Origin of the sequence: Lactobacillus sp. ESL0677 (assembly GCF_029392875.1) — a bacterium.
Lineage (GTDB): Bacteria > Bacillota > Bacilli > Lactobacillales > Lactobacillaceae > Lactobacillus.
In genome coordinates, this window is sequence record NZ_CP113946.1 from 1,853,021 (window position 1) to 1,867,937 (window position 14,917).

At 38.9% G+C, this 14,917-nt stretch carries 15 protein-coding genes; 4 read left to right on the plus strand and 11 right to left on the minus strand.

Annotated features, from left to right (window positions below):
• The first annotated feature begins 102 nt into the window (after positions 1 to 102).
• Complete coding sequence (locus tag OZX76_RS09050; protein WP_277179622.1) at positions 103 to 669, plus strand: DNA-3-methyladenine glycosylase I; 567 nt, start codon at positions 103 to 105, stop codon at positions 667 to 669.
• A 317-nt stretch (positions 670 to 986) separates the two neighbouring features.
• Here OZX76_RS09050 and phnE (OZX76_RS09055) read toward each other — a convergent pair whose 3' ends face one another.
• The 9 genes from phnE (OZX76_RS09055) to OZX76_RS09095 form a co-directional block, all read right to left on the minus strand.
• Entirely contained in the window at positions 987 to 1,799 is an 813-nt protein-coding gene (gene phnE / locus OZX76_RS09055; protein ID WP_277179624.1) for a phosphonate ABC transporter, permease protein PhnE, read from the minus strand.
• On the minus strand, positions 1,799 to 2,602 hold the full coding sequence (phnE, locus tag OZX76_RS09060; protein ID WP_277179626.1) for a phosphonate ABC transporter, permease protein PhnE: 804 nt from the start codon (positions 2,600 to 2,602) through the stop codon (positions 1,799 to 1,801). The genes phnE (OZX76_RS09055) and phnE (OZX76_RS09060) overlap by 1 nt, the downstream gene beginning before the upstream one ends.
• Positions 2,595 to 3,368 carry a phosphonate ABC transporter ATP-binding protein gene (gene phnC / locus OZX76_RS09065; protein ID WP_277179628.1) on the minus strand — a complete coding sequence of 258 codons (774 nt, stop codon included), beginning with the start codon at positions 3,366 to 3,368 and terminating at the stop codon, positions 2,595 to 2,597. Before phnC ends, phnE (OZX76_RS09060) begins: the two co-directional genes overlap by 8 nt.
• A 21-nt stretch (positions 3,369 to 3,389) precedes the next feature.
• Positions 3,390 to 4,316, minus strand: coding sequence for a phosphate/phosphite/phosphonate ABC transporter substrate-binding protein (locus OZX76_RS09070; protein WP_277132207.1), 927 nt, complete (start codon positions 4,314 to 4,316; stop codon positions 3,390 to 3,392).
• Positions 4,316 to 4,492: a hypothetical protein gene (locus OZX76_RS09075; protein WP_277179630.1), complete on the minus strand. Its 177-nt coding sequence runs from the start codon at positions 4,490 to 4,492 to the stop codon at positions 4,316 to 4,318. The genes OZX76_RS09070 and OZX76_RS09075 overlap by 1 nt, the downstream gene beginning before the upstream one ends.
• 140 nt (positions 4,493 to 4,632) lie before the next feature.
• Positions 4,633 to 5,556, minus strand: a complete 924-nt coding sequence (locus OZX76_RS09080; protein ID WP_277179631.1) for a phosphate/phosphite/phosphonate ABC transporter substrate-binding protein — start codon at positions 5,554 to 5,556, stop codon at positions 4,633 to 4,635.
• Between the two features lie 218 nt (positions 5,557 to 5,774).
• On the minus strand, positions 5,775 to 6,710 hold the full coding sequence (locus tag OZX76_RS09085) for a phosphate/phosphite/phosphonate ABC transporter substrate-binding protein (RefSeq protein ID WP_277179634.1): 936 nt from the start codon (positions 6,708 to 6,710) through the stop codon (positions 5,775 to 5,777).
• 256 nt (positions 6,711 to 6,966) lie between these two features.
• Positions 6,967 to 7,896: a phosphate/phosphite/phosphonate ABC transporter substrate-binding protein gene (locus tag OZX76_RS09090; RefSeq protein WP_277132212.1), complete on the minus strand. Its 930-nt coding sequence runs from the start codon at positions 7,894 to 7,896 to the stop codon at positions 6,967 to 6,969.
• Between the two features lie 273 nt (positions 7,897 to 8,169).
• Complete coding sequence (locus tag OZX76_RS09095; RefSeq protein ID WP_277132214.1) at positions 8,170 to 8,649, minus strand: universal stress protein; 480 nt, start codon at positions 8,647 to 8,649, stop codon at positions 8,170 to 8,172.
• A gap of 143 nt (positions 8,650 to 8,792) precedes the next feature.
• Here OZX76_RS09095 and OZX76_RS09100 point away from each other — a divergent pair, with 143 nt between their 5' ends.
• Both OZX76_RS09100 and OZX76_RS09105 read left to right on the plus strand, forming a co-directional pair.
• A complete protein-coding gene (locus tag OZX76_RS09100; protein WP_277179636.1) occupies positions 8,793 to 9,593 on the plus strand; it encodes a tyrosine-protein phosphatase in 801 nt (266 codons plus the stop codon).
• 19 nt (positions 9,594 to 9,612) lie between these two features.
• On the plus strand, positions 9,613 to 10,089 hold the full coding sequence (locus tag OZX76_RS09105) for a nucleoside 2-deoxyribosyltransferase (RefSeq protein ID WP_277179638.1): 477 nt from the start codon (positions 9,613 to 9,615) through the stop codon (positions 10,087 to 10,089).
• Positions 10,090 to 10,148: 59 nt separating this feature from the next.
• On the opposite strand, the gene nagA is transcribed toward OZX76_RS09105, so the two are convergent.
• Positions 10,149 to 11,303, minus strand: coding sequence for an N-acetylglucosamine-6-phosphate deacetylase (gene nagA, locus OZX76_RS09110; RefSeq protein WP_277179640.1), 1,155 nt, complete (start codon positions 11,301 to 11,303; stop codon positions 10,149 to 10,151).
• 154 nt (positions 11,304 to 11,457) lie between these two features.
• On the opposite strand from nagA, the gene OZX76_RS09115 reads away from it, so the two are divergent.
• Positions 11,458 to 14,448, plus strand: coding sequence for a TIM-barrel domain-containing protein (locus OZX76_RS09115; protein ID WP_277179642.1), 2,991 nt, complete (start codon positions 11,458 to 11,460; stop codon positions 14,446 to 14,448).
• 73 nt (positions 14,449 to 14,521) lie between these two features.
• On the opposite strand, the gene OZX76_RS09120 is transcribed toward OZX76_RS09115, so the two are convergent.
• Positions 14,522 to 14,764 carry a hypothetical protein gene (locus tag OZX76_RS09120; RefSeq protein ID WP_277132222.1) on the minus strand — a complete coding sequence of 81 codons (243 nt, stop codon included), beginning with the start codon at positions 14,762 to 14,764 and terminating at the stop codon, positions 14,522 to 14,524.
• Positions 14,765 to 14,917: the final 153 nt, after the last annotated feature.

Genomic DNA, 14,917 nt, shown 5'->3' on the forward strand with positions numbered 1-14,917 from the left:
GCAAATTAATTATTAGTACCATAAAATCTGCATTATTATTTCCACCATTTTTTGCGTACTTAATATTAAGCAAGTAAAATAAAGTTCAAAGGAGCTATTAATATGGAAGAACATTTACGCTGTCCATGGGGCGACAGTCAAGATAATTTAATGCAGCAATATCACGACCGTGAGTGGGGCAAACTCAATCTAGATGAACAATATCTCTATGAGATGCTAGTTTTGGAACTGTTTCAATCTGGACTTAATTGGTCTGTTGTCTTGCATAAACGGGAAAATTTTCGGCGTGCCTTCAAAAATTTTGTTCCTGAAGAAGTTGCCCAAATGACCGATGAAGACATTGCAATTCTAATGCAAGATAAGTCCATTATTCGTAACCACCAAAAAATTACCGCTGCCATTAAAAATGCCAAGGCAATTCTAGTTATCGAAGCAAAATATGGCAGCTTTGGCCGCTATTTGCAGGAGTTTATCAGGACGCCGCTAATCCACCACCCTCAGGCAATGACCGATGTACCAACAACTAATGACGTTGCTAAGCAACTAGCCAAGCAATTAAAAAAGGATGGCTTTTCCTTTGTTGGTCCTGTTGTAATTTATTCTTACTTACAAGGTATTGGTCTGATTAATGACCATTTGGAAACCTGTCCGTTTAAATATCACGGGTAAAATCAAAAATTATAAATTAGCATTCCAATTAAAAATATGTTTTTTGCTCAGTTTTAAAACTTTTCAGCAGTTACAGTACTTTAAATATAAAAAATAGCTCAGGGAGACCTGAGCTACTCTGCATAAATGTGCGCACGACTTATTCAATCGTGAGCCGGTTGAGCGATCTTAAAAAGGTCGCTTTTTCTAAATCTTAAATATTATAGCAAAAAAGATCCTACCAAAGGTACCCTATTTTCAAAGAGTTATCATTCATTCAAAATAACAAAAAAAGCAGTGAATCAATATTTGTTCACTACTCTTTTAGCATCTTTTTATTAAACTAGCTTCTTGCGAATCATCCCGGAAATCCAATCAATCACAATTACCATGATAATAATTCCGAGCAAGATAATGCCGACACGGTTCCATTGCCGATATTGCAATGCAATAATTAACGGATAACCGATACCACCGGCACCAACCAAACCAAGGATTGAAGCCGACCGAATTGAAACATCAAACCGATACAAAGTGTTTGAAATCAAAGCTGGCATCAAGTTAGGCAAAGTTGAAAACATCGTAATATTAGTTTTCGAACCACCAACAGCCGTTACAGCTTCGTTAGGACCATCGTCTAAGTTCTCAATTGCTTCTGAGAACAACTTAGCAAGCATTCCAACTGAGTGAAATCCTAACGCCAAAACACCGGCTGCAGAGCCAGGGCCAACTGCCTTAATAAACATCAAGGCCAAGACAATTTCAGGAAATGACCGAATAATTGCCAAGACAATCTTTCCAGTCCGTGAAATGTACCATTTTTTATGTTTGGTGTGAGCTGCCCAAAAGGCAAACGGCAATGAAATAATTGCTGAAATGAACGTACCTAAGAAGGCAATACATACAGTTTGCCATAACTGCGATACTAAGTCTTCACCACTGCCGTTATAAACATATGACCAATCTGGATGGAAAATCCCGTTGAAAATCGCACCAGCAATCTGACCAGCAGTTGCTTTAATACCGCCAAAATCCATTCCCGTGCATGACCAAGCAATAAGAACGATAGTAATGATGGCTAAGCCCCAATGCATAATTCGCTTCTGCATATCAACTGGGCGAGGAGGTAATTTTTTAATATTAGTATCCATTATTTCATCAACGCCTCCCGTGATTTAGACGAAACATAGTCGATTAAAACTACGACCACAATGATAACTAAGATGATTGTCCCCGTCTTAGCATAGTCAAAGACTTGCAGAGTCTGTTGCAGGTAAAGTCCGATACCACCGGCACCGATATACCCCAAGACAGTTGAAGCCCGAACGTTAATTTCAAATGCATACAAGCAATAAGAAATAAAGTAAGTAATGACTTGTGGTAAAACAGCAAAAACAATGATTTGCAGTTTATTAGCACCAACAGCGGTCAAAGCCTCGATTGGACCCGGATCAATTGTTTCGATTGCTTCATAAAAGAGCTTAACAACAATCCCAAAAGTACAAATAGCTAGGGCCAAGATACCAGCAACAGGGCCAATTCCGACAATTGCAACAAAGATTGCCCCTAATAAAAGGTCCGGTACTGTTCTAACAATATTCATAATTACCCGTAAAATACCGGTAATGGCCTTATTCTTAACAATATTACGCGCAATTAATAGCGAATAGATAAAGGCCAAGATAGAACCAATTACCGTTCCCAAGATTGCCATCTTAATTGTTTCAAGCAATAGCGGCATAATCGGTCCAAGGTACGCCCAATCTGGATGTAGCATTTGCAAAAAGATGTCAGTAAATTGATTAAAGTTAGCAAATAAAGCACCAAGATCGGTATGAGTAACATCTGTTGAGACAAATAGTCCAACAATAAAGACAACTACCCAAATCAAGTTCCAAAACTTAAACTTTTTCTTAGGTAAAGTCATGAGTGCTTCCTTATCAGTGTTACTCATCTTGCTCACCACCGTTGTAGATCTTGGTAAAGGTTGACTCCGGCGTTTCGCTCATTTTACCATCATAGATAATTTCACCAGCACGAACGCCAATAACTCGCTTACCAAATTCTTTAGCTAATTCCACACTGTGCAGGTTAATTACAACCGTCATGCCATGCTTTTCGTTTAGCATCTTGAGGTCTTGCATTACCCGACGTGAAGTCTGTGGGTCAAGTGAGGCAGTTGGCTCATCAGCCAAAATAATGTCTGGATTTTGAGTTAAAACTCGCGCAATCGCTACCCGCTGCTGCTGTCCACCTGATAATTCATCAGCACGTGAATAAACCTTATCAGCTAAGTCAACTTGTTGCAAAGCCTCGTAAGCACGTTGCTTATCTTCCTTAGTAAACAGATTAAGTGTGCTCTTCCAAGTAGAATAATAACCCACGCGTCCCGTTAAAACATTGCGCAAAACGCTTGAACGCTTGACCAAATTAAAGCTCTGGAAAATCATCCCAATATTGCGCCGCAGAGTCCGCAGCTCTTTGCCTCTAGCCTTGGTAATTGACTCACCATTGATTAAAATATCACCATCAGTAATGTCAATCAGGCGGTTAATGGAGCGCAAAAGTGTCGACTTCCCAGCACCAGAGAGACCAACAATAACGACAAATTCGCCCTTATTGATAGTTAAATTGACATCCTTTAAACCAACAACGTCTTTACCATAAATTTTTTTAACGTTTTTTAATTCAATAACTGGCTTAACTGAAGAATCTGCCATTATATACTTCCTTTATATATCTTACTTTTTAGTTGACTCAATAATCTTTTCGTATTTACGGACGACGGCAAAGTCACTATCTTTAGCAGGAACGTAACCTTCGTGAGTGTAAATACTTTCGATAATCTTCTTACCCTTCTTAGATTTACCAATATCAATAAAGGCATTAGCTAACTTTTTACGGAATGCCTTTGGCATACTTGGAACTACAGAAATCGTGTCATTAGGAATATTTTTAGTAAAGTAAATCGGCACAACTTGACTCATAATCTTCGGGTTGTCTTTTTGAACGATTGTTCGTGCATCTTCAAAGACAAAGGCAGCATCAGTATCGTCGTTTAAAACGTTTAGAACTGCTTGGTCTTGACCAGTAACAGTAACTAGCTTACAACTCTTAGGTACGTCTAAGCCCTTTTCCTTTAATTCAGCAATTGGGAAAACGTATCCTGCTGAAGAAGTTGGACTTTGGATTGAAATTGACTTACCCTTTAAATCTTTCCAACTCTTAATCTTTGAGTCTTTTCTAACTAAAATTTCTGCCCGGTAAAAGTTAACAAGGTTCTTAGTTGGTTTCCCGCCCGGTTGCTTAACACCATATCTTTGGGCTTGCAATAAAACATCAGCAGCACCTTGCTTGTGTGCCAAAATATAACCGTTTGGTGGCAAAAAGCCAACATCAACCTTCTTAGACTTCATTGCTTCAACAACAGTGTTGTAGTCTGTTGACATTGAAACATGAACCGGAATGCCTAAACGATCAGAAAGCATCTTTTCTAACGGCTTAGCTCGAGCTTGCAGCTTAGTTGCAGCTTGACTGGGGACAAATTGAACGTTCAAAGATTTCGGGGTGGAACTTTCTTGACTCTTACTCTTACCTGAGCAAGCAGTTGCCATCAGCGCTACTAAAAAAACGGCAGCACCAGCTAGCACTTTCTTAAATTTTTTCATTATGTCCTCCTAGACATCAAAAAAAGACTTAATGTAACAACACAAACGGGAATTATATTAAGTCTTTCAATAACTTTTTTGGTTAAAAAACGAACAATGCGACTATTTACAAGAAAGCAAAAAGTCTTAGCTGCAAAAACACCAATGAACGCTACGCGCCGTTCATCTTTTTGCATGACTTTCACTCCCCTTTCAACCGTATTGCATTCATTCTATTAAATAATAGCAGAAATTGGTTGTTTAGAAAAGAAAATTATTTAAAAAACTATTTTCAACCTAAAAATTACTAGCTATTTCCTCAACGAATGGATTATTTTTACTGCTTAGTTGACGCTACAATCTTATTATATTGCCGGATAATGTCGTAATCACTATCTTTAGCCGGGGCATACCCCTCATGATTGTAGACACTTTCGATAATCTTTTTACCCTCCTTAGACTTGCTAATTGCAATAAATGCCTTAGATAATTTTTCTTGGAAAGACTTAGGCAAACTTGGAATAACCGAAATTGTGTCGTTGGGGATCCTCTTAGTAAAGTAAATTGGCACTACCTTACTCATAATCTGCGGTTCATCTTTTAGCACATCATTACGTGCATCTTCAAAAACAAAGGCAGCATCAGTATCGCTGTTTAGGACATCAAGGACAGCTTGATCTGCCCCAGTAACAGTAACTAATTTACATTTCTTAGTAACATCTAGTCCCTTTTGCTTTAATTCAGCTACAGGAAAGACATAACCAGAATCAGAAGTTGGATTTTGAACTGAAATTGATTTTCCTTTTAAATCCTTCCAATTCTTAATTGTAGAATCCTTCTTAACAACAATCTCACCGCGATAAGACTTAACTAACTGCTTAGTCTGCTTACCATTCGGCTGCTTAATACCGTAACGTTCTGCTTGAAGTAACAGGTTAGCAGCCTTTTGTTTATGCGCCATGATATAAGCGTCAGATGGTAAAAAACCAACCTGAACTTTTTTAGACTTCATAGCTTCAACCAAACCATTGTAGTCAGTTGACATTGAAACATGAACTGGAATGCCTAATTGCTTAGATAACAGCTTTTCCATTGGCTTTGCACGAGCTTCCAATTTATTAGCAGCTACACTTGGAACAAATTGCACGTTAATTGATTTAGGTTCCTCACTTTTGTTCGTACTCTTATTCGAGCAGGCTGTTACCCCAACCGCTAAGACCATTAATACTAGACCCATCAACACTTGCTTCAGTTTTTTCATCAGTACCTCCCCAAAATACAAAAGGGCATAGTATGACTCAGTCATAATATGCCCTTGAATATTGTTAACAAAATGCAGCGATCACAGCACTTAAATAAAATCATGATCGTTATGGAAAAATATTAACACAAATATTCGGATTATTGCAAGAAATTAGATAACTTTTTATTAACAAAAAAAGCCAAGTTAAATTAATCTAGCTTAACTTTAATTAACAACTATTTTTGCATATCTTTAACAATTTTTTCGTACTTACGGACTGTATCAAAGTCGCTATCTTTGGCAGGAGCATAGCCTTCATGAGCATAAACCTTCTCAATTAAAGCATGCCCCTTCTTTGTCTTACTAATCTCAATAAATGCATTGGCAAGTTTCTTTCTAAACTTCTTTGACATGTTTGGAACTACTGACACAGTATCGTTCGGAATTCTAGCCTTAGTAAAGTAAATCGGCACAACTTGGCTCATGATCTTGGGATAGTCTTTTAAAACCTTATTACGCGCATCTTCAAAGACAAATGCCGCATCTGTGTCACCATTTAACACATTCAAAACAGCTTGGTCATGACCGGTAACAGTAACTAACTTGCAGCTCTTAGGAACGTCCAAGCCCTTTTCCTTTAATTCGGCAATTGGATAAATATAACCTGAAGTTGAAGTCGGTGATTGAATTGAAATTGACTTACCTTTCAAATCTTTCCAACTCTTAATCTTCGAATCCTTCTTAGCAACAATTTCTGCTCTAAATGACTTGGTCAGCGTTTTAGTCCAGCGACCACCGGGCTGCTTAATATCAAAACGTTCAGACTGCAGTAATACATCGGCTGCCCCCTGCTTATGGGCAACTACATAGCCATCTGGTGGTAAAAAGCCAACATCGACCTTCCTAGACTTCATTGCTTCCATTAAAGCATTGTCACTAGTTGACACTAGCACGTGAACCGGAATACCAAGTTTGGCTGTCAGCAGTTTTTCCAATGGTTTGGCTCGGCCTTCCAGCTTGTTGGCTGCAATACTTGGAACAAATTCAACCGTTAATGATTTAGGCGTATAGTCCTTACTATTAGCCCCTGTACTTTTATTCGAACAAGCCGTTGCTACCATTGCAACTAGCATTACGGCTATGCCCAACAACACCCGTTTTAATTTTTTCATCTTGCCCTCCACGGCTAAAACTAACTGAATATAAAAGGGCATAATGTATCCATATCACATCATGCCCTTGTTAATATTCCTAAATAAAAGCGAACAGTCATCATATACTATGTTCATTATATGAAAGCATAGCACAGAAAAATACATTCAGACAAGAGAATTTTGATAATATTTTTATGAGAATGTTATTAAATTAGTAGCTAGCTATATTGAATAAAAAAGCACCCAGAGTTGTGGGTACTTTAATAGTAAATTATTACTTCTTAAGTGATTGTGCAATCTTATTGTATTTACGAACAATATTGTAGTCACTGTCTTTAGCTGAGTGATAGCCATATTGGTCATACATCTTTTGAATCAGCTTTTGACCGTCTTTAGTCTTACTAATGTCCATAAAGGCCTTAGCTAACTTCTTCCGGAATGCTTGTGGAATACCTGGACGAACTGAAATCGTATCGTTAGGAATTGGTGTTGTAAAGTAAATCGGCACTACCTTTTCCTTGATATTTGGTACATCATGCAGAACCTTGTTTCTTGCATCTTCAAACACAAAGGCAGCATCAGTATCACCACTTAAAACATTTAGCACGGCGGCATCATGACCGTTAACCGTTACCAACTTACAGTCTTTAGTAACGTCTAAACCCTTTTGCTTTAATTCTGCAACTGGGGTAATGTAGCCTAATGTCGAAGTTGGACTTTGAATCGAAATTGACTTACCCTTTAAATCTTTCCATGATTTGATGTTTGACTTTTTACGGACAACAATTTCAGCACGCAAAGTGTGAACCAGCTTCTTAGTCCAAGTACCACCTGGCTCTTTAATCCCATAACGTTCTGATTGCAAAATAACGTCGGCGGCTTTTTGTTGGTGAGCTTGAACATAAGCACCAGCTGCTAAGAAGCCAACATCAACTTTTTTAGACTTCATTGCCTCAATTTCAGCGTTATTGTCAGTTGAAGTTGTTACGTGGACAGGAATTCCCAGTCTCTTAGAAAGCATCTTTTCAAGTGGCTTACCTTCACCGCCCATTCGGCCAGAGGCATCACTAGGAACAAACTGCACATTCAGTGATTTCGGCATATTATTGCTGCTCTTAGTTTCTTTTTTATTTGAACAAGCAGTCAATGCAAACATTCCCATCACGGCCACTGCACCAACTAATACTTTTTTAAATTTCTTCATGATTACCTCCTATAAGTGTCATGAATAAAAAAGACTTAACGTTAATTACAAACGTAACTGACGCTAAGCCTCATAAGCATACTATGTAAATGAATGAATTTTCCCTGTAAAAGAGCTCCCGCAAACGCAAATAACGCTAAACTAATCCGTCTTGTCATAGAATTGCCTTGCATCATGTGTCGCCCTCTTTCACCTAAAATTAATTCATAAAAATAATAGCAGAAATTTAAGCAAAATAAAAGCGTAATCATTAAAAGATTATCTAACAACCCGTTATTTTTGCCTAATTGGGTTGTTGTCAATATCAGTGCGAACAATTAACACATCAGCCAGCGCATGCTGGTTAACATATTCGGTAACTGACCCCATCAACATTCTCTCAACTGCATTCAAGCCAGTTGCACCCATAATGATTAAATTATCGTGGTGATCCTTGATAAAGTCATAGGAAATAACTGCCTTCGGACTACCATAACGAATATGATAATCAATATCATCAAAGTCAAAGTTATCATGTGCCCATTGCTTCAAACTCTTTAAATATTTACCAGTGTCTTGCGTCATCTGGTAAACAGTATCGCCTGAAATTAGCGTATCCTGCATCTCACCCAAAAACTGCCTAGTGTCAATCACGTTCAAAACATCAATATGAGCATTTTCCGTCATTGCAATCTTAACTGCTTTATCAAAAGATCTTTCAGCTGATTCTGAACCATCAACTGGAACTAAAATACTGTCTTTTTTCGTACTCATGTACTCACCTTCTAGAAATATATTATTTTATTTAACACTAATTTTAACATATTTTCGATAGTAATTACTTTTTTTATAATTGTTTACGCCTTAGTTTATTGCTAAAATAGAACGTAAATGTCAAAAGATAAAGGGTGGAATTTATGACAGAAAATTTAACTAATCAATTAATCGGCGTTAAAAGCGGCCGCAACTTCCGTGAACTTGGTGGCTACAAAACTACTGATGGTAAAACCGTTAAAATGCACAAGTTATTAAGAACTGCTAACTTGGGTACTTTAGATGCAACTGACCTTAAGTTCTTACACGACTACGGCGTTAAATACATCGTTGATTTCAGAAGTCAAGCCGAAGTTGACCATGAACCTGACCGCATCCCTGAAGGTGCAGAATACGATTATGATCCTGTCTTCAGCGAGGACTTAACCAATGCTTCTAGAAGTATTGAAGACGTCATGAAGCAGGGGCAAAAGAATCCTCATGCAGGCTTTGAACACATGTTGTTTGCTTATGACGACATGATTACCAGTAAAGCTGCTCAAAAAGCTTACCGCCACTTCTTTGACTTATTATTAGCAAACGATGAAGACGGCAAGAGCTTGATCTTCCACTGTACTGCCGGTAAAGACAGAACTGGGGTTGGTGCACTACTTATCTTAACTGCTCTCGGTGTTCCGCTTGACACTATCAAAAAGGATTATTTATTAACTAATATTGCAACTGCTGACTTCGTTAAAGGCTTTTTAGAAAAAGCTAAGGAAGATGGCGCCGACGATGCAACATTAAATATTTTAAAAGACTTCCAAACCGTTCACGTAGAGTACATTGAACATGTCTTGACAACTATTAATGAAAAATACGGTAGCGTGAATAACTACTTACGTGATATTATGAAATTAACTGATGCGGAAATCAGTAAGTTACGTAAAATTTACTTAAAATAATAGTTAAAGGAGACCTTTTATGACTAAAACAAAGACCGTTTACTTTGGTGCAGGCTGGTTTAACGAAAAGCAAAACAACGCTTATCAGGCAGCAATGAAAGCCTTAGCTGCCAACCCAACCATTGACCTTGAAAACAGTTATGTTCCATTGGACCACCAATACAAAGGCATCAATGTTGAAGAACATCCAGAATATCTGCATGATCGCGAATGGGCAACTGCAACTTATCATGGTGACTTAATTGGTATTAAAGCCAGTGACGTCATGATAGGTGTTTACTTGCCAGAAGAAGAAGACGTTGGCTTGGGAATGGAACTGGGCTACGCTTTGAGTCAAGGCAAATATATTTTATTGGTTATTCCTGATGAAGATTATGGTAAGCCAATTAACTTAATGAGCTGGGGTGTTTGCGACAACGCCATTAAGCTCAGCGAACTAGAAAATTACGACTTTAATAAACCACGCTTCAACTTTTATGACGGTGCTGTTTACTAAAACACATATTACTAACAAAGGATTCTCGACTGAGAATCCTTTTTATCTTGTTATTTAAATTATGCCTTGTAGCGTGACTTACCACTTAAGTAAGTTTCGCTCAAAGTCATGTCTGGATTAAGCACGATAAAGTCTGCATCCTTATCTGGTGCAATTGAACCACACTTATCCAAAATGTGGGCACTCTTGGCTGGAACATACGAAGCCATCATAATCGCTTCTTCAGGAGTTGCCACGTTCCAGTCAACAACATTTTTAACGGCTGTCTTCAATTGCAGAATACTGCCGGCTAAGTTATCGTTGCTCTTTAATCGAGCCATTCCATCTTGAACATAAACCGGTAATTCACCTAGCATGTAGTCACCATCAGGCATCATTCCAGCTTCCATACAGTCAGTAATCAGGGCAACATGTTCAGCACCCTTTAATTGAACTAAAGCGCGCACCATTTCTTTTTTAACATGGTGACCATCGCAAATTAATTCATCGGTTACATTGCGCATTGCCATTGCCGCGTTAGAAATTGATGGCGCGTGGTGCGATGGATCTGGCATCCCGTTAAATGTATGAGTAAACATGGTTGCGCCGTCTTCAATTCCAGCTGCAGCTTGCTCGAAGTTAGCACTTGAGTGTCCTAAAGAAACAACAACGCCCTCTTTGACCGCACTGCGGATGAATTCTCTAGTGCCCTTACGTTCAGGCGCAAGAGAAATCTTATTAAGCATGCCATGTGACTCATCCCGCCACTTATTAAACTGGTTAATATCCGGATCAAGCAAATATTTTGGATTTTCAGCACCAGCATGCTCAGCAGTAAAGTAAGGCCCTTCAAAGTGCAAACCTTGAATTTTAGCGCCCGTTTCTTCGCCCTGATGGTCGCCAAACATCCGACAAATGCGACTTAAGGTATCAGCACCAGCAGTATAAGTTGTTGGCAGCCAACTGGTAACGCCAGATTGCAAAAAGCCTTCAGACAAGCGATTAATTCCTGCCCAGTCGCTCTTCATCACGTCTTCTTTAAGCGAGCCGTGAACGTGAGTGTCAACTAATCCCGGAGCAATCCACTTGCCAGAATAATCAACAATCTTGCCCTCCGGTTTTTCTTGTTCTGAATAATAAAAGCCAAACTGCCCGTTATCTTGGATTTCAAGATAGCCTCCTTGGGTAGTTATATTTTCCATAAAAAATTTATCAGCGTGAATATAATAAGACATTATTTCCTCCCTTTTTACCAAAGTTCACTTCGTCATAATAAGTTTATTTTAAACCATTAAATTGGTATTAACCAGTTTAATCACAAATACTACAGAAAAACTTGTTTTTTTAGTTATAATAGGTATTAAGCAAATTAAATAGGAAGCAAAAATTATGACAGATGATATGCAAACAAGCAAACACCTACTAGGTGCATTAACTGGCGCCAATAGATGTGAAAATTATTATGAATTGCATTACGCAACCGGCGAAGTTGCGCAATTTTATGTTTTAGCTGACGGTATTTTTCGCTTTGTGCTTAATCCAAATACCGATTCCGCAGCAGAGCAAACGTCAGCGCTTCAGCTTAATTTTAGTAATGAATCTTTTGAGCATTCACAAGTACGCGCAACCAGCGACTCACTAATTATCCAAGCGGGCAATTACCAAGTTATTTTTGCGCAAAAACCCGCTGTGATGAGTATCTTTGATGAAACACTGCACCGCACCCGGATGAAGCAGGCACAACCGCTTGAATTAGCAGCTAACCAAACCCGTGAATTTTTAAAGCAAAACAAAAACGAATTTTACTTTGGCGGCGGTCTGCAAAATGGTTACTTTAGTCACAAGGGACGTAAAATCGCCATCAAGAGTGATCACATTACCGGCAAGGGCGGCGTTATTACTCAAGTGCCGTTCTTCTGGTCTAATGCTGGCTACGGGGAATTGCGCAACACTTATTCAAGCGGCAGCTATGACTTTGGCGTGAATAACAGCGGCTTAACCACAATCAGTCACCAAGATCGTATTTTTGATAATTTTTATATTATTGGCGATACGCCGCAAGCTATTTTAGCTAAATACTATACGCTAACTGGTAAGCCAATGATGTTACCAAAATATACGTTGGGCTTAGGGCACGTTGGCAACTTCTGTACAACCTTATGGCAGCCTAGTGAAACCAAAGAACGTAATGCCAACAAATTCGGCAATAATTATTACACCCGAACAAGCGACGCGGACAAAGCTGCCGGCAAGGCTTCACTTAATGGCGAAGAAGACTACCATTTTTCAGCGCGAGCCATGCTTGAGCAGTACAAGGCATTGCACTTTCCACTCAGCTGGTTTGTGCCGAACTACGGCGTGGCTACTCCACCAGTTGATGCTCTTAATTACTTTAACGAGTATGCGCAAAACCAAGATGTTGCACCCGGATTTTGGCATGATGAAAGTTTGTCAGTATTACCAGAGCAGGCTGCTTTTACTCTAACTGGCAATCACGCAACTAACGACCGTGCTCTCTTAAGTAGTGCTTTACAACGCAAAAAGCCGCTTGTTTTGCAAAGCACTGGTTGCCAAGGGATGCAAAAAACAGCAGCCTTAACCTTTGGTGCCATTGGTGGTAATTGGGAAAATATTGCTACGCAAGTTGCCGGCTTTATCGGCAGTAATCTTTCTGGTCAACCACTTGTTGGTGCTGCCGTTGACGGTACCACTGGCGGTGGCAATGCTCAGATTAGCGTTCGCGATTTTGAGTGGAAGAGTTTTACGCCGCTATTATTTAGCCTTGACGATCAGGGTAATTTTAGTAAAACACCATTTGCTTATAACAAAAAAATAACGGAAATCAATCGTTCCTATTCAATTCTGCGAGCACAATTGCAAAGCTACCTCTATACCCTTAATCATCAAGCTCAGGCTGGTAATCCGATTGTGCAGCCACTATTTATCGCCTTCCCCGACGAGCGCAGTAATTATACCGAGCAATTTAGCAGCGAATTTATGTTGGGCAGCAATCTATTAATTGCTCCAATTACTAACGGTCGTGAAGATGAAAACGGCGACTCACGCAAGGACAATCTTTACCTACCTGATAGTCGAACCATGTGGCTTGACCTGTTTACTGGTAAAAAGTATGCTGGCGGTCGTGTCTACAATAATCTATCTTATCCAGTTTGGCACTTGCCCGTCTTTGTTCGTGGTGGCAGTGTATTCGACCTCGGCAAACGTGACTACGTTCTGTATCCACAAGGACAAAGCAGAACAATTGTTTATGATGACGATGATTTGACAGATTTTAATCATAATTATTGTGAAACCAGCATTGATACCAATCAAAATGCCGGGAATTTAACAATTACTATTAATCCGGTCAAGGGCAACTATCCCGGATTTGACGTTGAGCAGCCAACTAACTTAGCTATTATGTGTGATGCCTATCCTGACCAAATTGAAGTCAAAATCAATGATCAAATAATTAAGCTGCAGGAGTACGGCACCATTGATGCCTTCAACCACGCTCGCGAAGGTATTTTCTTCAACACAAATTACAATCCTGTCCCCGAATTTAATCAGTATCACGATGCTAAGCAAACAACATTGCAAATTAAGTTGGCGGATCGCGATGTTACTAACAGCAAGATTAAAATTACAATTCACAATTATACTTATGGTGAAAATGTGTTGGTCCATGCCATTACCGATGGATTACTGCCTTCACCTAAATTACCGGCTGTTGACCCAAGTAAAATCTCGGCGCATTCGTTTGAACTTGCTTGGTCCAAACAAGGTGCTGTTCAAATTGAAATCAATGGTCTTTTGTATGAAGGGATTACTGGCAACTGCTTTACCTTCCATGAGTTATTACCTAATACACGCTATATTATCCGCATGCGTTATGCGGCAGGTAATAAGGTTTCCGAATGGTCAGACCCGTTTGGTGTGATCACTAAGCATGCGGCAATTGATTACGCCGTTAGCGACATTCACGTTACCAGCAACTATCCTAGTAATCCTGCACAACCACTCAGCTACCTAACTGACTTGAAGCTGGCAAGTGAATGGCAAACAGCACAGGCACTAACTCCAGATAAGCCATTGGAATTGACCTTTACCTTTAATCAGGTTGAAAAACTAAGCCGAATGGCATTCGTACCTCATAATATTGACCATTGTTGTGATCCGATTGACATCAGTGTCGCCGTATCAACTGACGGCTTTAATTATGTTACTTATGCCGACCACCTCAAGTGGAAAGCTGATAGCAAAAATAAGGTCATCGGCTTACGTGATGTCCGTGCAAAGGCAATTCGACTAATAATTTATCAAGCTTCAGGACCACTAGTTGCCTCTCGTGAAGTAATCTTTTTTAGAGCGAAGAAGTAAATAATACTTAAATAAATTACATCTCAACTAAAAAATGCACCTGCTAAATTGGAGGTGCATTTTTATGTACAAATTATTTTACAGAAAAATATTTAATGCTTTTTTGGTAAATCATCTCAAGAACAGTAATGGGAACCAAAAGATAAACAGATCTTATTGCGCGATCTGAAAGCTTGCTAAAGATAGTTATACTGCGAATTAATTTCAGTATTTGAGTATCAAACACATTTGACAATGACATAATTAGTACAAAGCAAACAAGATATATAAAAAATATAATTCGTTTCATTTTCTTAGAATTATTTTTATCTTTCATAAATATCTCTCCCCTATTTTTACACAATACATAAAAGTTTAGCTATTTTATATTCGCTTCAAGAAGTGATGCCAAGCATACACAAATGCGCAAAATGCAATTATGTAGTCATAAAGATGAAGAATCTTAGTAAACCCTAGTACAGGTAGAATA